This is a genomic window from Microbacterium sp. NPDC055455 (assembly GCF_053619935.1).
Map to the genome: position 1 here is coordinate 1,040,076 of NZ_JBSHLB010000001.1, position 20,329 is coordinate 1,060,404.

Sequence of the window (20,329 nt, forward strand, 5' to 3'; positions counted from 1 at the left end):
TCAGAACTCCCGGTCCAGGTTGCCCGTCTCGGTGACGGGGGTGTTCGAAGAGGCGGTGCCGCCGAGGTCGGTGGCAGAGCCGGACGGCGTCCACACCATGGCGGCCGCCGATGTCGTCGGAGCGGTGCGCAGGGCGCCGCCGCCGATGAGGGAGCCGAGGGTGACCTGCACGACGGTCACCGGCAGGCCGTTCACGGTCGCGGTGGTCGCCGTCATCGTGGCGTTGAACGTCGACGTCTTGTTGCTCTTCACGTAGTCGCCCTTGAGGTTGACGGAGCCGAGGTTCACGAGCGTGCTCGTGCCGGGGACCAGCACGTCGACCGTGTCGCCGGCGTTGCCGAGCGAGAGCAGGTTGCCGTCGCGCAGGCGCAGCGTCACGGGCGCGCCGACGCCGTTCCAGCCGGCCATGATGCTCGCCGGGTTCATCTGCGTGCTGTACGTGAAGGTCATCGTGTCGCCGGCATCCAGTCGGCCCGGTGTCGTGCCGCCGCTCGCGGTCTGCACATCCGTGCCGCGCACGGCGCGGTTGTCGACGCGGCGCTGGGCGACCGTCGCGGACGTCGTCGTCTTGCCGGCGGAGTCCGTGAGCACGGCGCGGAAGTCGTAGAGACCGTCGGCGACCGATCGGGTGTTCCAGGCGCAGCTGTACGGGGCGGCTGTCGGAGCGCATACGGTGGTCCAGGCGGTCGTGCCGCTCAGAGTCATCTGGATGGCGACGTTCGCGACTCCGGCCGTCGAGTTGGCCGTCGCGGTGAGGCTCGCCGCTCCGCTGAGGAAGGCGCCCGGGTCCTCCATCGCCACCGATGCCACGGTGTTGTCGACGACGCGCTGTGCGATGACGGCGGAGGTCGTGATGTTCCCGGCCCCGTCGGTCGCGACGGCACGGAAGGAGTAGCTCCCGCCGGGCAGCGCGGTCGTGGCGTACCGGCACGAGTACGGCGGAGCGGTGACGGTGCACGCGTCCTGCCAGCTCGTGCCGTTGGCCGAGAGCTGGATCACGACGCGGGCGATGCCCGACGCGGCGTCGGAGGCGGTCGCGGCGAGCGTCACGGTGCCTCGCAGCGGCGACCCCGGGTCGGTCATCGCCACGGCGGGCGCCCCGTTGTCGACGAGGACGTCGGCGACGACGTTGGACGCGGTGGTCACGCCGTTGGCGGTGACGGTCGCCCGCAGGTCGTAGAAGTCGTCCTTGAGCGAGCCCGTGGCCCAGGCGCAGGTGTACGGCGACGTCGTCGTCGTGCAGACCGACTTCCAGATCCCCGTGCCCGCGACGGCGTACTCGAAGTTCACCGTGTAGGTGCCCGTGCCGGGGTTCTGCAGCGCGGCGGCGAGCGAGACGGATCCGCGCACGATCTCACCCGGGTCGGCGAGGACGATGCCGACGGCGTTGCCGACGGTGGCGCGCACGCTCGTCGAGGTGGTGACGTAGCCGGAGTTGTCGGTGGCGACGGCGCGCAGGTCGTAGGCGCCGTCGGCGGTGGTGCGGGTGTCCCACGCGCAGCTGTAGGGGCTCGTGGTGTCGGCGCAGAGCGTCGTCCACGTCGCCGCTCCGACGGCCTGGACCGAGATGACGACGCTGCGGATGCCGGTCTCGGCGTCCGCCGCGAGGGCGGTGATCGTCGCGGTGTCGCGGAGGGTGCCGGCGGGCTGCTGGACCGACACCGTCGGCGGCGTCCAGTCGACGGCGGCGCCGACGCGGTTCGCGCCGTTGGTGGTCTGGGCGGTGAAGGACGCCGACGAGAGGGCCGGTCCGAGCGGACCCCCGGCGACGAGCAGGACGGCCGCGAGCACCACGAGCACCGCGTTGCGGAGCGCGGTGCGGGTCATCGGGTTCTCCTCGTCGGACGGGGCGATTCCGACGCTACGCGCGGCCGGGTTACAGCCGTGCCACGGCAGCGCCTCACCCGCTCCACAATCAGCGTGGGCAGCCGTCGGCGACGCGGCGCGCGGTGGCCGGCCATGACGCGGTCAGGCAGGCGGCGAGGCCCGCGAGCAGGAGATCCCGTCCGTCCCACGGCGCGGCAGCTGCGCCGGGGATGCCTATGGTGTGGGTCAGGCAGACGCCGACCAGCGTCGCTGCGCCGATGAGGACCATGGCCAGCCGCGACTCGAAGCAGCGCGCGGTGACGAGGCGCAGGGCGGCGAGCACTCCCGCCGTGCCGAGGACGGCGGACACCAGCGCCGACGGGTCCCGGCGGGGGTCGCCTGCGGAGGCTGCCAGCAGGTGAAGTGCCGACAGGCCCACGAGGGCGGCCGTCGCACCCCCGCCGATCAGGCGGTGACGTGTGGAGGCGCGAAGGGGTGCCATGGGGAGCTCCGGGAAGGGCAGGTCGCCGGTGAGCGGGGACCGGCGGCGGTGGGGAAGGTCGTGGCCCGCGTTTCGGGTACGCGGGCCACGGGTCAGGAGGCGACGGGAGCCGGGGCGGCGCCGCGGCGCGGGCTGCCGGCGCGGATGAGGTCGCGGAGGAAGAGCAGGGCGATGAAGGCGGCGGGTACGCCGATCGCCAGCATCCGGATCATCGCATCGGACAGGGCGATGAAGATCCAGCCGACGAGGGGCACCCAGCCGACCACGCGGGGCTGGACGGCGTCGGCGAGGGTGAAGGTCCAGGGGTCGACGCCGGCGTTGGCGTCCCCCTGGGTGCGGAACACCCGCGACGGGCTGCCGTCGGGGTTCGGTTCGATCGAGACGATGCGGTGTGTGACGAGCTCGGTGATGCCCGAGTCGGCAGGGGGCAGGTACGTGATGACGTCGCCGGTCCGAAGCTCCGACACCGGCACCTGGCGCTCGAAGACGAGCGCACCTCGTTCGAAGGTGCCGGACATGGAGCCGCCGGTGATGACGTAGCGATCCATCCCGAGGAGGCCGGGCACGAACATGAGCGCCGCGATGATGGTGGCGATGATCGCGGCGATGGTGATCGCGGCGCTGCCGACTCGCTGGAACGTCTTTGCGGCGCTCATGTCGTGTCCCCCCTACCCCCAAGTCGGATTACTGGTTGGTGACCGTCGCGGCGGTCTGCGTGGCATCCCACGTGTAGGTCGCAGTGGCGGTCTTGCCCTGCTCCTCGTTGCCCGCGGTCTGGGCGAGCGTCACGCTGAAGGTGTACTCGCGGGCCTCCCCGGCGGCGAACTGGCCGAGGGCGACGGGACCGGCCGTGGTGAGGGCGCCGAAGGTGCCGCTCCAGACGGTGGTCGAGCCGTTGGTGATGGTGAGCTTGAGGTTGTCCTTGTTCGCGAAGCCGTTCGTTGCGCTCTCGGTCAGCTTGAGGACCGCGGCCAGCGAGCCGGAGTTCGTGATCGTGACCTTGCCGTTGACGGTGTCGCCGGGCTTGAGGTTGTCGAGGTTGAAGATCGCGCTGTTCGCCTTCGAGTTCTGCTGCGTCAGCGTGCCGGTGCTGTAGGCGTTGCCGGTGTTGACCGAGTTGGCGACGAAGTCGGCGCCCGAGCCCACGGTGATGGCGGCGGCGACCAGAAGGCCGGCGAGCGGAAGGAGGATGCGCTTGCGCGAACGAGCGGGCGCGGCGACCGGAGCGGCGGGGGTGGCGGGGGTGGCGGTGATGTCCATCGTGGGCGGGTTCCTGTTCTGAGAAGGGGTTCGTCGTGCTGTGGAAGACGCTACGAAGGCGCGGGCAACAGAACCCCCACAGCCGGACTACGACAGCGCCAGGGCTCGGACACACGCGTCCGCGGATGGCAACGAGCGGGTGACGGATGCCGCGTCCCGGCCGCGCCGGATCGCGCGGAGCCCCCTCGCGGTCGGGCAGGATGGCAGGAGCGCCCGGTGCCGAGCGGGCGGGGATGAGGGTCGACGGTGACGCTTCGCAGTTCGCACTGGTATGCGGGCGACGACCGCAACGCGTACATCCACCGCGCCTGGATGCGGCGTGGACTGCCGGACTCGGCGTTCACCGGCCGTCCGCAGATCGCGATCGCCAACACCGCCTCCGACCTGACGCCGTGCAACGCGCACCTGACCGAGGTCGCGCAGTCCGTGAAGAACGGCGTCTACGAGGCCGGCGGCATCCCGCTGGAGCTCCCGGTGATCTCGCTCGGCGAGACGAACGTGCGGCCGACCGCGATGCTGTGGCGCAACATGGCGGCCATGGCGACGGAGGAGATGCTGCGCGCCAACCCCATCGACGGCGTCGTGCTCCTCGGCGGATGCGACAAGACGATCCCGGCGCTGCTCATGGCCGCGGCATCCGTCGATCTTCCCGCCGTGGTCGTGCCCGGCGGACCGATGCTGACCGGGCACTTCCGGGGCGAGGCGCTCGGCTGCGGCACCGATGTGTGGCGGCTCAGCGAGGAGGTGCGCGCGGGCACGCTCAGCGAGGCGATGTTCCTGAAGAGCGAGTCGTCGATGATCCGCTCCAAGGGGCACTGCAACACGATGGGCACGGCGTCGACCATGGCGCTGATCGCAGAGGCGCTCGGGGTGGTCGTGCCCGGGGTGACCGGAACCCCCGCGGCGGACGCGCGGCTGCTCGAGGCGGCGCACCTGACCGGCGCGCTGGCCGTGGGCCTCGTGGCGGAGGACCGCCGGCCGTCGACGTTCCTCACCGAGGGCAGCTTCCGCAACGCGATCGTCGCGCTGGCGGCGATCGGAGGATCCACCAACGCGGTGGTGCACCTGCTGGCGATCGCGGGGCGGCTGGGCATCGACCTCACGATCGACGACTTCGACCGCGTCGGGGCCGACGTGCCGCTGCTGGTGAACCTGCAGCCGGCCGGCCGGTACCTCATGGACGACCTGTTCCGCGCCGGCGGGTTCCTCGCGGTGATGCGCGAGGTGCGCGACCTGCTGGACCCGGAGGCCCTCACCATCACCGGGCGCCCGTTCGTCGAGTACGTCGACGACGCCCGCATCTGGGACCCCGACGTCATCGCCTCGCGGGACGCGCCGCTGCAGCCGCACGCGGGGATCTCGGTGCTGCGCGGGTCGCTCGCGCCGGGCGGCGCACTCATCAAGCCCGCCGCCGCCTCGCCGCACCTGCTGAGGCATCGCGGCCGGGCCGTCGTGTTCGACTCGATCGAGGACTTCCACCGACGCGTCGACGACCCGGAGCTCGACATCGACGAGGAGTCCGTGATGGTCCTGCGCGGCTGCGGCCCGAAGGGCTACCCCGGCATGCCGGAGGTGTCGAACATGCCGCTGCCGAAGAAGCTGCTCGAGCGGGGCGTCCGCGATGTCGTGCGCATCTGCGACGGCCGCATGTCGGGCACCGCCTACGGCACCGTCGTGCTGCACGTGACGCCCGAGGCCGCCGCCGGAGGCCCGCTCGCCCTCGTGCAGAGCGGCGACTGGATCAGCCTCGACGTGCGCGCCGGCCGACTCGACCTCGACGTCCCCGCGGAGGAGCTGGCCGAGCGGATGCCGAGCCAGGCCACCGTCGACGGCTACGCCCGGCCCCGGCGGGGGTGGGAGCGCCTCTACGTCGATCATGTCCTGCAGGCAGACAGGGGCGCCGACCTGGACTTCCTGGTCGGCGCATCCGGATCCGAGGTGCCGCGTGAGTCGCATTGATCCCCAGACCGCGCCGAACCTGTGGGCGGGGCGATGAGGGCGCTCGTCGTCACCGGACCCGGCCACGCCGAGATCCAGGAGGTCGCGGAACCGGAAGCAGGCCCCGGCGAGGTCGTCGTCGATGTCCGGCGCGCGGGCATCTGCGGGACCGACATCGAGTTCTTCACGGGCGAGATGGCGTACCTCGGCACCGGTGACGCCGCGTATCCGATGCGCATCGGGCACGAGTGGATGGGCGTCGTCTCGGCCGTCGGCCCGGGGGTCGACCCGCTCTGGGTCGGTCGCCGCGTCACCGGCGACACCATGCTGGGGTGCGGGGCGTGCCGGCGCTGCGAGCATGGACGGCAGCACGTGTGCGCGCGCCGGCTCGAGCTCGGCATCCGCGGGGGCAAGGCGGGCGCGCTCGCCGAGAAGGTCGGGACGACCGTCTCGTCGCTGCACGGACTCCCCGAGCCGGTGGACGATGCGATGGGGGCGATGGTCGAACCGGGGGGCAACGCCTTCCGGGCCGTGCAGGGTGCGGCGCTGCAGCCCGGCGACCGCTGCCTCATCCTCGGCCCGGGCACGATCGGGCTCCTCTGCGCCATGTTCGCCCGCGCCGCCGGCGCCGAGGTGCACCTGCTCGCGCGCCACGAGGGGGCGAGGGCGTTCGCCCGATCGCTCGGCTTCGACCACGTCTGGACCCAGGAGCGGCTGCCGGAGCTGCCGTGGGACGCCGTGATCGAGGCATCCAACGCGTCCCAGCTCCCGGCGAAGGCGCTCGAGCTGGTCGAACCCGGCGGGCGGGTGGTCTACATCGGCCTCGCCGGAACCCCGAGTCTCATCGACACGCGCGACCTGGCGCTGAAGGACGTGACGGCGGTCGGCGTGCTGAGCGCCTCACCCGGGCTCGCCGGAACCATCGACGCCTTCGCGGCAGGGGTGGTCGACCCGCGCCCGCTCGTCGCCGCCACCGTGGCACTCGAGGACCTGCCCGCGATCCTGGCGGGTGAGCGGCCGGAGGGTGCCGGATCCGGTCCGAAGTTCCACGTCGCGCTGTGAGCGGGCTCGGCGGATCACCGCCGGGGCTCCGATGCGGGGCGCGTCAGGCGCCTTCGGCCGCGTGCTCGTCCGCGGCGGGCTCCTCGGCGCGGTGCGTCGCCGCCCACGAGGCGAGGAGACGCAGTCGCTCCGCGGAGGGCGACCCCGGCTCGGCGGTGTAGATGAGCATGACATGCCCGGGCTCGGCGGTGATCGCGAGCTCCTCGTAGGCCAGGATCAGCTCGCCGACCACCGGATGGTGGAACCGCTTCGTGCCCGCGCCGTGCGTGCGCACGTCGTGGGCGGCCCACAGCCGCCGGAACGTCTCGCTGCGCGTGGACAGCTCGCCGACGAGCTCCTGCAGCGCCGGGTCGTGCGGATCGCGGCCTGCCTCGGCGCGCATGACACCCACGCACATCTCGGCGAACCGGTCCCAGTCGGGGTAGAACTCACGGGCGGCCGGGTCGAGGAACTGGAAGCGGGCGAGGTTCGGCACACGTCCGCCGTCGCCGATGACGGGGGAGTAGAAGGCCCGGCCGAGCTCGTTCACCGCGAGCAGGTTCTGGCGCTGGTCGCGCACGAACGCGACGCCGTCGGTGATCGCCGCCATGGCCCACTGCAGGCTGGGGCGCGCCGCCGACGCGCGGGAGCTCCGGCGGCGCGGGCGGCCGCTGGTGGGGATGCCGTCCGCCGTGCGCGCGAGGTCGAACAGGTGCGCCCGCTCGGCGTCGTCGAGCTGCAGGGCCCGCGCGACGGCCTCGAGCACCGACGCCGATGCGCCGGCGATGCTTCCTCGCTCGAGCTTGGCGTAGTACTCGACGCTGACGCCCGCGAGGATCGCGACCTCGCCGCGGCGCAGCCCCGGGACGCGGCGATTCGGCCCCGCCGCGATGCCGGCGGCATCGGGCGTCACCCGCGCCCGGCGCGTCATGAGGAACTCTCGCACCTCGGCTCGGTTGTCCATACGAGAAGGCTAGATCGGCTCGGCCGCGCGAAGGGTGCCCTGTCGGTACATGTCTCATCAGGAACTCCCCCGGCGAGCGGCGGCGCGCGACGCTCGATGCATGACCGACACCGCCACTCCGCCGCGAAGCACGCGCACCCGGCTGCTGCCGACGCTGCTGCTCCTGCTCACGGTCTTCGGGCCGATCTCCATGGACCTCTACCTTCCGGCGCTCCCCGCGCTCACGAGCGAGCTCGGCGCAGCGACCTCGGTCGCCCAGCTCACCGTGACCGCATGCCTCGTGGGCCTGGCCGTCGGGCAGCTGGTCGCGGGTCCGCTCTCCGACCGGTTCGGTCGGCGGGGGATCCTCCTCGTCGGCATCGCGGCGTACATCGCGACCTCGGCGCTGTGCGCCATGAGTCCCACGATCGAGCTGCTCATCGCCGCGCGCTTCGTGCAGGGCCTCGCGGGCGGCGTCGGCATCGTCATCGCGCAGGCCGCCGGTCGCGACGTGTACTCCGGCGGCGCGCTCATCCGCTTCTACGGCCGGCTGACGGTGGTGGGCGGACTCGCCGCCATCGTGGGCCCCCTTCTCGGCGGGGTGCTCATCGCCGTCACCGACTGGCGGGGACTGTTCGCCTTCCTCGCGCTGATCGGCGCGGGCATCCTCGTCATCACGCTGCAGACCTTCCCCGAGACACTGCCGGTCGCCCACCGCACGCAGGGCGGCTGGACCCGCACGATGCGCGACTACCGGACGCTGGTGACGGATGCCGCGTTCCTCGGCGCCGTCCTCAACCAGGGCTTCCTCTACGCGGCACTCTTCGCCTACCTGGCAGGGGCGACTTTCGTGCTGCAGGACATCTACGGACTGACGCCCCTCGGCTACGCGCTCGCCTTCGGGCTGAACTCCGCCGGCTTCATGGTCTTCGGCTGGCTCGCCGGCCGCCTGGCCGAGCGCTGGAGCCTTCGCGGGACGCTCGTGGCGGGCATCATGGTCGCGGGGCTGGGCGCCGCCGGGCTGCTCGCATCCGGCCTGGCGGCGATGCCGCTCTGGGTCGTGATCGTCTCGCTCTTCGCGCTCGCGGTCGGCGTCGCCATCACCTCGCCCCCCGCGACCACCCTGGCCCTGGCCGACCACCCCCGCATGGCCGGCACCGCATCGTCGCTGCTGGGCATGGTGCGCTTCGGCTTCGGCGGCATCGCCGCCCCGCTCGTGGGGGTCGCCGGTGCGACCAGCATCCTGCCTCTCGGCGTCGTCACCGTGACGGCTGTGGCGCTGGCGGCCGTCGCCGACGTCGTGCTGACCCGCCGGTCCGCTCCCGCTGCGACCGTGGAGCAGGCGGGGGTGGCGGCATCCGTCGGCTGACCGCCTCCGAACCCCGAGACCACCCTCATCCGAACCCCGACAACAAGGAGCACCTCATGCGCGCCGTCATCATGACCGCACCCCGCGACGTCCGCGTCGAAGACCGCGACGATCCTGTCATCGTGGAGCCCACCGACGCCGTCATCAAGCTCGCCGCGACCTGCATCTGCGGGTCGGACCTGTGGCCGTACCGCGGCGACGACGAGGCCGACCACCTGCCGATGGGACACGAGTACGTCGGCGTCGTCACCGAGATCGGCGAAGACGTGCGCACCCTGACGGTCGGCGACTTCGTCGTCGGCTCGTTCTTCGCCTCCGACAACACGTGCGAGATCTGCCAGGCCGGGTACCAGTCGCGGTGCATCCACGCGTACCCGGTGGGCGCCATCGGCACGCAGTCCGAGTACGCGCGCATCCCGATGGCCGACGGCACCCTCGTCGCCACTCCCGGTCAGCCCGACCCCGACCTGATCCCATCGCTGCTGGCGGCCTCCGACGTGCTGGGCACCGGCTGGTTCGCCGCGGTCGCCGCCGAGGCCGGCCCGGGCAAGACGGTCGCCGTCGTCGGCGACGGCGCCGTGGGCCTCCTCGGCATCCTCGCCGCCAAGCAGCTCGGTGCGCAGCGCATCATCGCGATGAGCCGGCACGCCGACCGGCAGGCCCTGGCCCGCGAGTTCGGCGCGACCGACATCGTCGAGGAGCGCGGCGACGAGGGCGTGGCGAAGATCAAGGAGCTCACCGGCGGCTACGGCGCGCACAGCGTCATCGAGGCGGTGGGCACGCAGGAGGCGATGATGCAGGCCATCCGCGCGACCCGCCCGGGCGGCCACGTCGGGTACGTCGGCGTCTCGCACGACGTCTCGCTCGACGGGCTCGAGCTGTTCTTCTCGGGGGTGCACCTCCACGGCGGACCGGCCCCCGTGCGCCGGTTCCTGCCCGAGCTGATCCAGCTGATCTGGGACCGACGGATCGACCCGGGCAAGGTCTTCGATCTGACCCTGCCGCTCGACGAGGCCGCCGAGGGCTACCGGGCGATGGACGAGCGTCGGGCCACCAAGGTGCTCCTCACCGTCTGATCTCGCGGACCGGAGGGGGCGCCGCCGGCGCCCCCTCCCCGGGGGATGCACAGAAGCAGCGCTTCGCGCAACCCCATGGAGAGCGGCCGGGGGTGGTGCCTAACGTCGCGTCATGGCCGCACCATGCCCACTTCTCACCGCGCGACGCGAGGTCGGGCGTCGCGCACGCCCAGCGAGCGAGGCGCCGCGATGAGCGTGACGTCGCAGAACGACGCCGTCGTCGAGGCTCTCAAGGAGGCCACCGACTCGAGCGCGGACGGCGGACGGGGCCGCGCGCGGCGCAAGGAGCGCCCGCGCAAGGTCAAGGTCAAGCAGCACTACGACAAGCGAGAGGTGCTCGCCGGCTATCTCTTCATCTCGCCGTGGATCGTCGGGTTCCTGATCTTCACCGCCGGCGCGATGGTCTACAGCCTCTACATCTCGTTCAGCAACTACAACCTCGCCACCAACACGGCCCGCCCGGTCGGTGTCACCAACTACGCCGGCCTGTTCGAAGACCCGCGGGTGGGTGTCTCCCTGGCGAACACGCTGTTCTACGTGGTGCTGGCGGTTCCGCTCGAGATCGTCTTCGCCCTGATCCTCGCGATGCTGCTCAACCGTGTCGGCCGCGGCGCCGGCGCGTTCCGGACGCTGTACTACCTGCCCAAGATGACCCCGGCCGTCGCCACCGCGGCGGTGTTCTTCCTGCTGCTGAACGGCAACACCGGCGCGATCAACCAGGGTCTGCGCATCTTCGGCATCGAGGGTCCGCAGTGGCTCGTCGATCCCGCGTGGGTGAAACCGAGCATCGTGATCATGACGCTGTGGACGGTCGCCGGCACGATGGTGATCTTCCTCGCGGCGTTGAAGAACGTGCCGGTCGAGCTGTACGAGGTCGCCTCGCTCGACGGTGCCGGCCCCGTGCGCAAGTTCTTCTCCATCACGCTGCCGATGATCTCGGGCGCGATGTTCTTCAACATCATCGTGCTGTCGATCGCCGCCTTCCAGGTCTTCGACCAGGCGTACCTGCTGTTCTGGCGCGATCAGAGCAACGCCTCGCCCGAGGCATCCCTCTTCTACGCCATCTATCTCTTCCAGCAGGCGTTCCGGCAGTTCAACTTCGGGTTCGCCGCGGCGATGGCGTGGCTGCTCTTCGTCATCATCATGATCATCACGGTGATCCAGGTGAAGTTCGGCAACCGCTTCGTGTACTACGAGGGAGACCGCTGATGTCGGCGTCGCTGCAGACCCCCGGAGTGTCCCGGCCCACCCCCGAAGCCGCGGTGGCCGCCGCTCCGCCGCCCAGGCGCTCCCGCTGGCGCCGCGGGCTCTCGCAGCCCAAGACCCTCGCCGGGCGCGTGGTGCTGACGATCCTCCTCCTCGGGTTCGCGCTGCTGTTCCTCTACCCGTTCGCCTGGCTGCTCGCGGCGAGCTTCAAGCCGCGCGGCGAGGTCTTCGACAACTCGCTCATCCCGAAGACCTTCGTGCCCGAGAACTACGTCGAGGTGTGGAACCAGCTGCCGCTGCTGAGCTGGATGTTCAACAGCGTGGCGATCGCGCTCCTGGCTGCCGGGACGGTGGCGATCTCGAGCTCGATCGTCGCGTTCGGCTTCGCGTACTTCCGCTTCCCGCTGCGGGGGCTGCTGTTCGGCCTGGTGCTGGCGACCATGATGCTCCCGGGCGCGGTGACGATGATCCCGATCTACCTGATCTGGAAGGAGACCGGGTTCCTCGGCACGTGGGTGCCGCTGTGGGGCATGAACCTCTTCGGCTCGGCCTTCTACATCTTCCTGCAGCGGCAGTTCTTCCTGAGCCTGCCCAAGGAGCTGTTCGAAGCGGCGCGCCTGGACGGCGCGAGCTACTGGGGACTGTTCTGGCGCATCGCGATGCCGCTGTCGATCCCGTCGTTCGTCATCGTGTTCCTGTTCGAGTTCCAGGCGAGCTGGAACAACCTCCAGGCCGCGCTGATCTACCTCAACGCCGGATCCGTCGACGAGTTCACCGCGCCCCTGGGCATCGCCTACGCGATGACGAAGTACAGCCCCACCGCCGGCGGCCAGGGCGACTACCAGTACGTGATGGTGGCGTCGCTGCTGGTCACGCTCCCGATGCTCATCCTGTTCGCCTTCGGCCAGCGGTACTTCATCGAGGGCGTGGCGACGCAGGGCAGGAAGGGATGACGGATGCCTCTCCGACGCTGACCTCGATTCCACAACCACACATCACGAACGCGAAAGGGAAACAGATGCGCAAGCGCATGATCGGAATGGCCGCCATCGCGGCATCCGCTGTCCTCCTCGCCGGCTGCGGCGGCGGCGGCAACGGCGGCGGAGTCACCGACGGCGACGTCGACTTCGAGGCCGAGCCGACCGGCGCCCTCTCGGCGTGGGGCTTCGAGAACGCCGACGACGTCGGGCAGTCCCGGCTGGACTACGCGGAGGAGCAGCTCCCGGACGTCGAGGTCGACCTCGACGCCACAGCGTTCGACGCGCAGAAGTTCACCACGCGCATCGCGGGCGGCGACGTCCCCGACGTCGTGCAGATGGACCGGCGGTACGTCACCCAGTACGCCGCGCAGGGTCTCATCGTCCCGCTCGACGCGTGCTTCGAGGCGCAGGGGGTCACCCCCGACGACTACTGGTACCCCTTCGTGGTCGACGACGTCCGCTACGACGACGCGATCTGGGCCGTGCCGCAGTTCTACCAGCCGCCGGCGATCATCCTGAACAAGCGCGTGATGGACGAGGCCGGTGTCACCAGCGAGGACATCGACACGTCGAACCCCGACGCCCTCCTCGGCGCGATCGAGAAGATGTACCAGGAGTCCGGCGGAGTGCCGACGCGCCTGGGCTTCGACCCGGTCTCGACGGGCCAGGCGCCGCTGTGGGTCCTCGGCATGGGCGGCCAGCTCACCGATGAGGAGGGTGCGCCGACGCTCGACGACCCGAGCAACATCGCGGGCATCGACATGCTCAAGCAGATCAACGACGCGCAGGGCGGTTACGCATCGGTGAAGAGCTTCACCGACTCGTTCGACACGTTCGGAGACAACAACCAGTTCGTCGCCGACCAGGTCGGCGCGCAGGTGAACGCGCAGTGGTACCCGAACGTGCTGTCGCCGTACGTCGACGAGATCCAGATCGAGGCGGTGCCGTTCAAGAACAGCGACGGCGAGCCCTTCTCGGTCACAGGCGGCCAGGCCTTCGTCATCCCCGCCGGTGCGGAGAACGCCGCCGCGGCCTGCGCGTGGATGATCAGCCTCACCAGCGAGGACGCCTGGGCGGCCGCCGGCGAGGCGCGCGCCGCGACGCGCGAGGAGGACGGCGGCATCAACACCGGGCTGTTCACCGGCGCGCCGGGCCCCGACCAGGCGATCCGCGACGAGTACGTCGTCGAGACGGGCAACGCCGGCTTCGACCAGACCATCGCCACCTACTACGAGGTGCTCGACTACGGTCGGTCGTTCGGCTCCTCGCCCGCCGGGCAGGACATCCAGAACGAGCTGAACAACGCCGTCACCGCGGCGCTGCTCGGCGACAAGACGCCCGAAGAGGCGCTCGCCGACGCGCAGTCCGCCGCGATGCGGGCGTACGAGAACGCGACGGCCGGCGGCTGAGCCGCCGGCCCACGCGGGGCAGTGGGGCGGGTCGACGTCAGGTCGGCCCGCCCCTGTTCGTTCGAGCGTCGTCCGCTCGGGCTCAGAGCCAGTGCCGCCGGCGGAACACCCAGTACAGCGTGATGCTCGTCGCGGCCATCAGACCGAGGGCCATCGGGTAGCCGAGCGGCCACGCCAGCTCGGGCATGTACTCGAAGTTCATGCCGTAGATGGTCCCCACGAGCGTGGGGCCGAAGAGGATCGCCGCCCACCCGGAGATCTTCTTCACCTGCTCGTTCTGCATGAGTGCGGTGTCCGTCTGGCGCTGCGTGACGATCGTCGCGTTGACGGTGAGCGCGTTGTCGAGGATCGAGCGGAAGGCCACCGTCTTGTCGACGATCCGCAGCGCGTGGTCGTGGACGTCGCGGAGGGCCCGCTGCAGCTCCACGTCGACCTCGTACTTCGGGGCGCCGCGCTGGAGCGCCTCGAGCATGTCGGCGAGCGGCGCGACGGCCCGCTGCAGGAGGATCACCTCGCGCGAGAGGTCGTAGATGCGCTTGGAGAGCGTGACGGCGCCGTTCTCGAACAGCGCGTCCTCGATCTCGTCGATGTCGTTCTCGACGCCGTCGATGACGGGCGTGTACTCGTCGACGACCTCGTCGAGGATCGCGTACAGCACGGCCTCCGGCCCCCGGGCCAGAAGCTCGGGCTCGCCTTCCATGCGATGGCGGACGCGGGCCAGGTCGGGGGACTCGGCGTGGCGGATCGTCACGATGAAGTCGGGCCCGACGAAGACGTGCAGCTCGCCGAACTCCACGCTCTCGGTCTCGTCGACGTACCGGGCGGGCCGGAGGACGATGAACAGGATGTCGCCGTAGCGTTCGAGCTTGGAGCGCTGATGCCCGGTGAGCGCGTCCTCGACGGCGAGACGGTGCAGCCCGAACTCGTCGGCGACCTGCGCGATCTCTTCGGGAGAGGGGCGGAACAGCCCGATCCACGCCATCCCGTGGTGTTCGCGCGTGTACTCGAAGGTCTCGCTGAGGCTCGACGGATTCCGGATCCGCTTCCCGGCGACGTACACGCCGTTGTCGACGATGGGCATCTGCCGATTCTTCTCGCCCCGCGACCGCGGGAGGTGCGACCCGCCGCAGCGGACCGATGCCGCAGCCCGGTGAACGTCGGACCGCGTGGGTACTCTGCCGTCATGACCACGGATCAGCGCGTGCTCGAGTGGCTCCTCGATTCCGACCCCGCCCTGCGCTGGCAGGTCGAGCGCGACCTCGCCGGCGCCCCGCCGGAGGTGTGGCAGGCGACGCGGTCGCGCGTGGCGACCGAGGGCTTCGGCGCGCGGCTGCTGGCGCTGCAGGGCGACGACGGCCAATGGGCGGGAGGGGCGTTCTTCCCGGCGGGCTTCTTCGGAAGCGCCGAGGCCGACGAGCCGGGCCAGCCCTGGACGGCCACCACGTGGGTGCTGAAGGACCTGCGCGAGTGGGGCCTGGACGCCCGGGCGCTCGCCGGAACCGCGGAGAAGCTGGCGGTCAACAGCCGCTGGGAGTACGAGGACCTGCCGTACTGGGGCGGCGAGGTCGACGTCTGCATCAACTCCTACACGCTGGCCGCCGGTGCGTGGCTCGGAGCGGACGTCTCCCGGCTCGTCGCCTGGTTCCCGGAGCATCGCCTGGCCGACGGCGGCTGGAACTGCGAGGCCGAAGAGGGCGACTCGGTGCGCTCCTCGTTCCACTCGACGCTGAACGCCGCCCGCGGCATCCTCGCTTACGAGCGGATCACCGGCGACGCCGGCATGCGCGACGCCCGCCACGGCGGCGAGGAGTATTTGCTGTCCCGGCGCCTCATGCTCCGTGCGTCGACCGGCGAGGTCGTCGGCGACTTCGTCAGCCGATTCGTGTACCCGAACCGCCACCGCTACAGCGCCCTGGCGGCGCTCGACCACTTCCGCGAGGTCGCGCTGCTCGAGGGCGGCCGGCCCGACCCGAGGCTGGCCGACGCGGTCGCCCTCGTGCGGGCGGCGCGTCAGCCCGATGGCACGTGGCTGCAGACGACACCGCTGCCTGGTCGCACCTGGTTCTCCGTTGACGTCGCCGAGGGCGAGCCGTCGCGCTGGCTCACCCTGATCGGCACCCGCGTGCTGCGGTGGTGGGACGAGGCGACCTGACGCTGCCCCGACGGCCGGCGCCCCGTCACTCCTCCAGCACCGCCAGGCGGCCGGTCGCGCGCGTCATGGCGACGTAGCGGTCGACGGCGCCCTCGACGCCGACCCCCCAGGTCGACGGCGCGACCATCACCACGAGGTCGAACTCGAGGCCCTTCGCCCCCTCGGCGGTGAGCGATCGCACGCGATCCTGCGGCGGGAATGCGGCGTCGCCGATCACCGCGGCCGTGCCGTCGGGGTGGGTGGCCAGCCACTCCCCGACGATCGCGTCGCGCCGCGACACCGGCGCGCGCAGCACCGGGATGCCGCTCGACCGGATCGACGTCGGCACGTTGGCGTCCGGGACGGCTGCGCGGATCACCGGCTCGGCCTCGGCCATCACCTCGCTCGGCGTGCGGTAGTTGATCGTGAGCGACGCGATCGACACCTCGGTCAGCCCGACGCGCCGCAGACGCTCCTGCCAGGACTCGTGGAAGCCGTGGCGTGCCTGCGCGCGGTCGCCGACGACGGTGAAGCTGCGCGACGGGCAGCGGGCCAGCAGCATCCGCCATTCCGCATCGGTGAGCTCCTGCGCTTCGTCGACGACGATGTGCGCGAACGGGCCTGCCAGCACGTCGGGATCGACCGCGTCGAGCACGGACTCGTCGACGAGGCTGTTGCGCAGGTCGTCCCCGTCCAGCCACTGCATCAGCTCGTCGCCGGCCTCCTTCAGCCGCTCGACGACCTGCGCCATGTACTCGCGCTCCTGCGCGAGCCTCGCCTCGCGCCGTCGCCGTCGGCGGGATGCGTCCGGGTCGCCGAGGCGCCGCCGCGCGGCATCCAGCAGTGGCAGGTCCGATGCCGTCCACGCGGCCGGCTCCGCGCGCTGCAGGAGGTGGACCTCCTCGGGGGTGAGCCACGGTGCGCACCGGCGCAGGTAGGCGGGCACCGTCCACAGGTCGGAGACGACGACGGATGCCTCCACGAGCGGCCACGCGCGCGCGAAGGCGCTGGTCAGGTCGTCGTGGCGTGCGAGTGCCCGTCGCAGCTGATGCAGCGGCACCTCCTCGCCGTCGACCTGGTCGGTGAGGATGTCGAGCACCGTCTCCCAGACCTGGTCGCGCGCCTCGTTGTGCGGCACGCCGGGCTCGGCGGATGCGAACGCCTCCGCCCAGTCGTCGGGAGCGAGCCGCAGCTCCGCCCACGGCGTCTCGACGAGCAGGCCCTTGGTGGGCGGCTCCTCGTAGAGGCGCACGGCGGGCTCGATCGCGTCGATCATGCGCGCGTCGGCCTTCAGGCGGGCGACGCGCGGGTCGGCCTCGGGCGGGGCCGCTGCCCCCTCGGCCACGAGGTCGCGCACCGTGCAGGTTCGCACGCTCTCCTCGCCGAGGCCGGGGAGGACGTCTTCGACATAGGAGAGGTACGCGGGGCTGGGGCCGACGAAGAGGACGCCGCCGCGCCCGCCGCCCAGGTGCGGGTCGGAGTACACGAGGTAGGCGGCCCGGTGCAGTGCGACGACGGTCTTGCCCGTACCGGGCCCGCCGTCGACGACGAGGCTGCCGCGCGAGCCGGCGCGGATGATCGCGTCCTGGTCGGCCTGGATCGTGCCGAGCACGTCCCGCATGCGCGGCGAACGGCTCGCGCCCAGGCTGGCGATGAACGCGGACTGATCATCGAGGGCCGCGCTGTGCGCGAATCCCTCCGCGGTGAAGACCTCATCCCAGTAGTCGGTCACCCGGCGGCCCGTCCACCGGTACCGGCGGCGGCTCGCAAGGCCCATCGGTCGCGCATGGGTCGCGGCGAAGAACGGCTCGGCCGCCGGCGTCCGCCAGTCGACCAGGAGGCGCCGGCCCGCGGGATCGGTGAGTCCGAACCGCCCGATGTACGCCGGCTCCGGCCCGTCAGCGGGAACCATGCGCCCCAGGCACGCGTCGATCGTGAAACGGCGCAGCGTGCGCAGTCGTGCGGACAGGCGATGGATCTCGAGGTCGCGTTCGAGCGCCGCCTGCCCATGTCCGCCGGGCAGACGACGGAGCGCGTCCAGGCGCTCCTCGATGGCGGCGACGGACTGGGCGATGCTCTCGGTGATCGCGGCGAAGTGGCGTTCGTCGTCGCCGATGAGCACAGGGTCGGTCTTGGCGGCGAGACGTTCGGGAAGGAGGAAAGGGCTGGTCCGGGTGGTGTTCACGGCATCGACTCCTGGCTGCTGCGCGACGCTGAGGTGCGGAGGGGTGGCGGAGGCAGCGCGTCGCGACCGACAGTATGCGCCGCCGTGGGGGCCTTGCCGCAAGCCCCGCACCCGCCGATATCCTGGGAGGGGCGGGGACGCGAGGGCGGGGACGGGGAGGTCTTTCGCAATCGGTGCATTCGCTCGTGTGACCGGCGTGTTTGTGGCATGGTTCGCGGGCCCGTAGGATCACCGACGTGACGGAGATTCTCCGTGAGTCCGGGCTGGGGGGCCCTGACCTGCAGGCTGTGCTTCTGCGCAGCAAGACCCAGCCGCCACCTGCTCGCCCGGGTGCGGTCAGCCGGCGCGGCCTGATCGAGCGTGCTCGCGCGAGCGGTGCCCGCGTCGTCTCGGTCACCGCCCCCGCCGGCTACGGCAAGTCCACGCTCCTGGCGGAGTGGGCGGCATCCGACGACCGCCACGTGGCCTGGGTCTCGCTGGACCGCACCGATGTCGACCCGGCGTCGCTGCTGTCGGTGATCGCGTCGGCATCGGCGTCGTTCTCACCGGGCGCGGCATCCGTCGTCTCCGAGATGCGCGGTGTCGGCACCGCGGCGCTGGGCCGCTCCGCACCGCTGCTGGCCGGCGCGCTCGCGGGCGCGCCGAGCGCCTTCGTCCTGTTCGTGGACGACCTGCACTGGGCGAACTCTCCCGACTGCCAGGATGCGATGGAGGTGCTCCTGGCGCGCGTGCCCGCGGGATCCCAGGTCGTGCTCGCCAGCAGGCGGGAGCCGTCGCTGATCGGACGCCTCCGCGCGGCCGGCGACGCCTGGGAGATCACCGCGGCGGACCTGTCGCTGGACCACGCCGCCGCGCGCGCCGTGTTCGAGCACGCCGGAGCGGCGGGCGTCGACGACGCCGACCTGCACACCATCGTCGAGCGCTGCGAGGGCTGGCCGACGGGCCTGTTCCTGTGCGCCCTGGTGGCGCGGTCGGGCGGCGACGCGGCATCCATCACCGGCGACGACCGCTTCGTCGCGGACTATCTCTATCGGGAGTGCGTCGCGCGCCTTCCCGAAGACACGCAGGTCTTCCTACGCCGGGCTGCCGTGCTCGAACAGCTCTCGACGGCCTCGTGCAACGCCGTGCTCGGCATCGAGGACGCACGCGCACGGCTGCGCGACCTCGAGGACGCCAACCTCTTCCTCGTCGGGATGGACCGGCACCGCGGGTGGTTCCGCTTCCACGCCCTGTTCCGCGAATTCCTCGAGACCGAGCTCGAGCGCGCCGAGGGCGCGGTGGCCGTCGCCGAGCTGCACCGCCGGGCCGCCGCCTGGCACGAGGAGCATCGCATGCCCGTCCAGGCCGTGGAGCACCTGCTGCTCGCCGGCGAGATCGAGAGCGCGGCCGGACGCATCGCCGAACTCGGCCTGCCGATGTACCAGATGGGGCAGGTCTCCACGGTCCGCCGGTGGCTGTCGGAGCTCGGCGACAGTCTGGTCCGCAGCTACCCGCCGCTCGTGGTGACGATGACGTGGACGGCGGTCCTCCTCGGCGAAGTGTCCGCCGGCGAACGCTGGGCGCGCATCCTCGACGCCTTCGATCTGGACTCCCTCCCCGAGGGCGACCGCGTGGCGTTCGAGTCCGCGCGTGCCATGGTGCGTGCCGCGATGTGCGAGCGCGGGCACGAGCGGGTCGTGGCGGATGCCGCCTACGCCGTGCAGCACGAGCCGACGACCAGTCCCTGGCGCGATCAGGCCCTTCACCTGTGGGGATCGGCCCGCCTGCTCGTCGGCGACCTCGCGGGGGCGGAGGACGCGTTCGACGAGGCCGTCGAGGTCGCCACGCTGGCCGGCAACCCCGACACCGTGATCCTCAGCGAGCCGGAGCTCGCACTGCTGGCGATCGACGCCGGGCGCTGGGGAGTCGCCCGGGATCACGCGCAACGCGGCGTCGGCGCCATCGACGCCAGTCACATGGACGGCTACCCGACCACCGCGCTGGCGCTGGCCGTCGCGGCCCGCGTGGCCATCCACGACGGCGAGCGCGACGAGGGGGCGCGGCTGCTCTCCCGCGGCATGCGGGCGCGCATCGGGTGCACGTACCTGCTTCCGTACCTCTCGATCCGCGCACGCGTCCAGCTCGCGAAAGCCCACGTCGCGATCGGGGACCGGTCAGCGGCGTGGCACCTCGTCAAGGAGATCGACGACCTGCTGCGCAGGCGACCGGACGTCGGCGTGGTCTCGGCGCAGGTGGCGGAGCTGCGCAGTGCGCTCGCGGCGGAGCCCGCCGCAGGCGGATCCGTTCCCCTGACGCCGGCCGAGCTGCGGCTCCTGCCGTATCTGCAGACGCACCTGACGATCGCCGAGATCGGGCAGCGCCTCTTCATCTCACGGAACACCGTCAGCTCGGAGGTCGGGTCGATCTACCGCAAGCTCGGGGTCACCACGCGCGGCGGTGCGGTCGACAGGGCGAGCGCGCTGGGACTCCTCGGCGGCTGACGC

The 20,329-nt window shown here is 71.7% G+C and carries 16 protein-coding genes; 9 read left to right on the forward strand and 7 right to left on the reverse strand.

The annotated features are described in order from the left end of the window. The 4 genes from ACWGUG_RS04635 to ACWGUG_RS04650 all read right to left on the reverse strand — a co-directional run bounded on the left by ACWGUG_RS04635 (window position 1) and on the right by ACWGUG_RS04650 (window position 3,568). The gene (locus ACWGUG_RS04635) at window positions 1-1,827 is read right to left on the reverse strand and encodes an Ig-like domain-containing protein (protein ID WP_378879906.1); all 1,827 of its coding nucleotides are present in this window, start codon (window positions 1,825-1,827) and stop codon (window positions 1-3) included. An 88-nt stretch (window positions 1,828-1,915) separates the two neighbouring features. Then, entirely contained in the window at window positions 1,916-2,308 is a 393-nt protein-coding gene (locus tag ACWGUG_RS04640; RefSeq protein ID WP_452323968.1) for a hypothetical protein, read from the reverse strand. 92 nt (window positions 2,309-2,400) lie between these two features. After that, on the reverse strand, window positions 2,401-2,964 hold the full coding sequence (locus ACWGUG_RS04645; protein WP_336393703.1) for a signal peptidase I: 564 nt from the start codon (window positions 2,962-2,964) through the stop codon (window positions 2,401-2,403). 28 nt (window positions 2,965-2,992) lie between these two features. Further along, the gene (locus ACWGUG_RS04650; protein ID WP_336393702.1) at window positions 2,993-3,568 is read right to left on the reverse strand and encodes a TasA family protein; all 576 of its coding nucleotides are present in this window, start codon (window positions 3,566-3,568) and stop codon (window positions 2,993-2,995) included. A gap of 246 nt (window positions 3,569-3,814) precedes the next feature. On the opposite strand from ACWGUG_RS04650, the gene ACWGUG_RS04655 reads away from it, so the two are divergent. Together ACWGUG_RS04655 and ACWGUG_RS04660 are read left to right on the forward strand one after the other, a co-directional pair. Next, window positions 3,815-5,527 (forward strand): IlvD/Edd family dehydratase, encoded by a 1,713-nt coding sequence (locus tag ACWGUG_RS04655; RefSeq protein ID WP_452323969.1) that lies wholly within the window; start codon window positions 3,815-3,817, stop codon window positions 5,525-5,527. Window positions 5,528-5,560: 33 nt separating this feature from the next. Continuing rightward, window positions 5,561-6,568, forward strand: coding sequence for a zinc-dependent alcohol dehydrogenase (locus ACWGUG_RS04660; RefSeq protein ID WP_336393700.1), 1,008 nt, complete (start codon window positions 5,561-5,563; stop codon window positions 6,566-6,568). Between the two features lie 43 nt (window positions 6,569-6,611). Here ACWGUG_RS04660 and ACWGUG_RS04665 read toward each other — a convergent pair whose 3' ends face one another. Further along, window positions 6,612-7,511 (reverse strand): helix-turn-helix transcriptional regulator, encoded by a 900-nt coding sequence (locus ACWGUG_RS04665; protein WP_452323970.1) that lies wholly within the window; start codon window positions 7,509-7,511, stop codon window positions 6,612-6,614. Window positions 7,512-7,611: 100 nt separating this feature from the next. Here ACWGUG_RS04665 and ACWGUG_RS04670 point away from each other — a divergent pair, with 100 nt between their 5' ends. The 5 genes from ACWGUG_RS04670 (at window position 7,612) to ACWGUG_RS04690 (ending at window position 13,530) form a co-directional block, all read left to right on the forward strand. Next, complete coding sequence (locus tag ACWGUG_RS04670; RefSeq protein ID WP_452323971.1) at window positions 7,612-8,859, forward strand: multidrug effflux MFS transporter; 1,248 nt, start codon at window positions 7,612-7,614, stop codon at window positions 8,857-8,859. 56 nt (window positions 8,860-8,915) lie between these two features. Then, window positions 8,916-9,935, forward strand: coding sequence for a zinc-dependent alcohol dehydrogenase family protein (locus ACWGUG_RS04675; RefSeq protein WP_452323972.1), 1,020 nt, complete (start codon window positions 8,916-8,918; stop codon window positions 9,933-9,935). A 189-nt stretch (window positions 9,936-10,124) separates the two neighbouring features. Further along, window positions 10,125-11,144 carry a carbohydrate ABC transporter permease gene (locus ACWGUG_RS04680; protein WP_378879925.1) on the forward strand — a complete coding sequence of 340 codons (1,020 nt, stop codon included), beginning with the start codon at window positions 10,125-10,127 and terminating at the stop codon, window positions 11,142-11,144. Beyond that, on the forward strand, window positions 11,144-12,094 hold the full coding sequence (locus ACWGUG_RS04685; protein WP_336393695.1) for a carbohydrate ABC transporter permease: 951 nt from the start codon (window positions 11,144-11,146) through the stop codon (window positions 12,092-12,094). Before ACWGUG_RS04680 ends, ACWGUG_RS04685 begins: the two co-directional genes overlap by 1 nt. Before the next feature lie 65 nt (window positions 12,095-12,159). Further along, on the forward strand, window positions 12,160-13,530 hold the full coding sequence (locus tag ACWGUG_RS04690; protein ID WP_452323973.1) for an ABC transporter substrate-binding protein: 1,371 nt from the start codon (window positions 12,160-12,162) through the stop codon (window positions 13,528-13,530). 82 nt (window positions 13,531-13,612) lie between these two features. On the opposite strand, the gene corA is transcribed toward ACWGUG_RS04690, so the two are convergent. Further along, a complete protein-coding gene (corA, locus tag ACWGUG_RS04695; protein ID WP_452323974.1) occupies window positions 13,613-14,611 on the reverse strand; it encodes a magnesium/cobalt transporter CorA in 999 nt (332 codons plus the stop codon). A 102-nt stretch (window positions 14,612-14,713) separates the two neighbouring features. Here corA and ACWGUG_RS04700 point away from each other — a divergent pair, with 102 nt between their 5' ends. Next, window positions 14,714-15,682: a squalene cyclase gene (locus ACWGUG_RS04700; protein ID WP_336393692.1), complete on the forward strand. Its 969-nt coding sequence runs from the start codon at window positions 14,714-14,716 to the stop codon at window positions 15,680-15,682. A 25-nt stretch (window positions 15,683-15,707) separates the two neighbouring features. Here the strand turns inward: ACWGUG_RS04700 and helR are convergent, their stop codons facing one another. Next, entirely contained in the window at window positions 15,708-17,846 is a 2,139-nt protein-coding gene (helR, locus tag ACWGUG_RS04705; RefSeq protein ID WP_452323975.1) for an RNA polymerase recycling motor ATPase HelR, read from the reverse strand. Between the two features lie 236 nt (window positions 17,847-18,082). On the opposite strand from helR, the gene ACWGUG_RS04710 reads away from it, so the two are divergent. Next, the gene (locus ACWGUG_RS04710) at window positions 18,083-20,326 is read left to right on the forward strand and encodes an AAA family ATPase (RefSeq protein ID WP_452323976.1); all 2,244 of its coding nucleotides are present in this window, start codon (window positions 18,083-18,085) and stop codon (window positions 20,324-20,326) included. The last annotated feature ends 3 nt before the right edge of the window (window positions 20,327-20,329 follow it).

Excerpts from the sequence above, each read along its gene's own strand:
- ACWGUG_RS04660 (WP_336393700.1), top strand. The coding sequence starts at position 5,561 with ATGAGGGCGCTCGTCGTCACCGGACCCGGCCACGCCGAGATCCAGGAG.
- corA (WP_452323974.1), bottom strand. The coding sequence starts at position 14,611 with ATGCCCATCGTCGACAACGGCGTGTACGTCGCCGGGAAGCGGATCCGG.
- ACWGUG_RS04635 (WP_378879906.1), bottom strand. The coding sequence starts at position 1,827 with ATGACCCGCACCGCGCTCCGCAACGCGGTGCTCGTGGTGCTCGCGGCC.
- ACWGUG_RS04650 (WP_336393702.1), bottom strand. The coding sequence starts at position 3,568 with ATGGACATCACCGCCACCCCCGCCACCCCCGCCGCTCCGGTCGCCGCG.
- ACWGUG_RS04665 (WP_452323970.1), bottom strand. The coding sequence starts at position 7,511 with ATGGACAACCGAGCCGAGGTGCGAGAGTTCCTCATGACGCGCCGGGCG.
- ACWGUG_RS04685 (WP_336393695.1), top strand. The coding sequence starts at position 11,144 with ATGTCGGCGTCGCTGCAGACCCCCGGAGTGTCCCGGCCCACCCCCGAA.
- ACWGUG_RS04690 (WP_452323973.1), top strand. The coding sequence starts at position 12,160 with ATGCGCAAGCGCATGATCGGAATGGCCGCCATCGCGGCATCCGCTGTC.
- ACWGUG_RS04680 (WP_378879925.1), top strand. The coding sequence starts at position 10,125 with ATGAGCGTGACGTCGCAGAACGACGCCGTCGTCGAGGCTCTCAAGGAG.
- ACWGUG_RS04700 (WP_336393692.1), top strand. The coding sequence starts at position 14,714 with ATGACCACGGATCAGCGCGTGCTCGAGTGGCTCCTCGATTCCGACCCC.
- ACWGUG_RS04640 (WP_452323968.1), bottom strand. The coding sequence starts at position 2,308 with ATGGCACCCCTTCGCGCCTCCACACGTCACCGCCTGATCGGCGGGGGT.
- ACWGUG_RS04645 (WP_336393703.1), bottom strand. The coding sequence starts at position 2,964 with ATGAGCGCCGCAAAGACGTTCCAGCGAGTCGGCAGCGCCGCGATCACC.
- ACWGUG_RS04670 (WP_452323971.1), top strand. The coding sequence starts at position 7,612 with ATGACCGACACCGCCACTCCGCCGCGAAGCACGCGCACCCGGCTGCTG.
- ACWGUG_RS04675 (WP_452323972.1), top strand. The coding sequence starts at position 8,916 with ATGCGCGCCGTCATCATGACCGCACCCCGCGACGTCCGCGTCGAAGAC.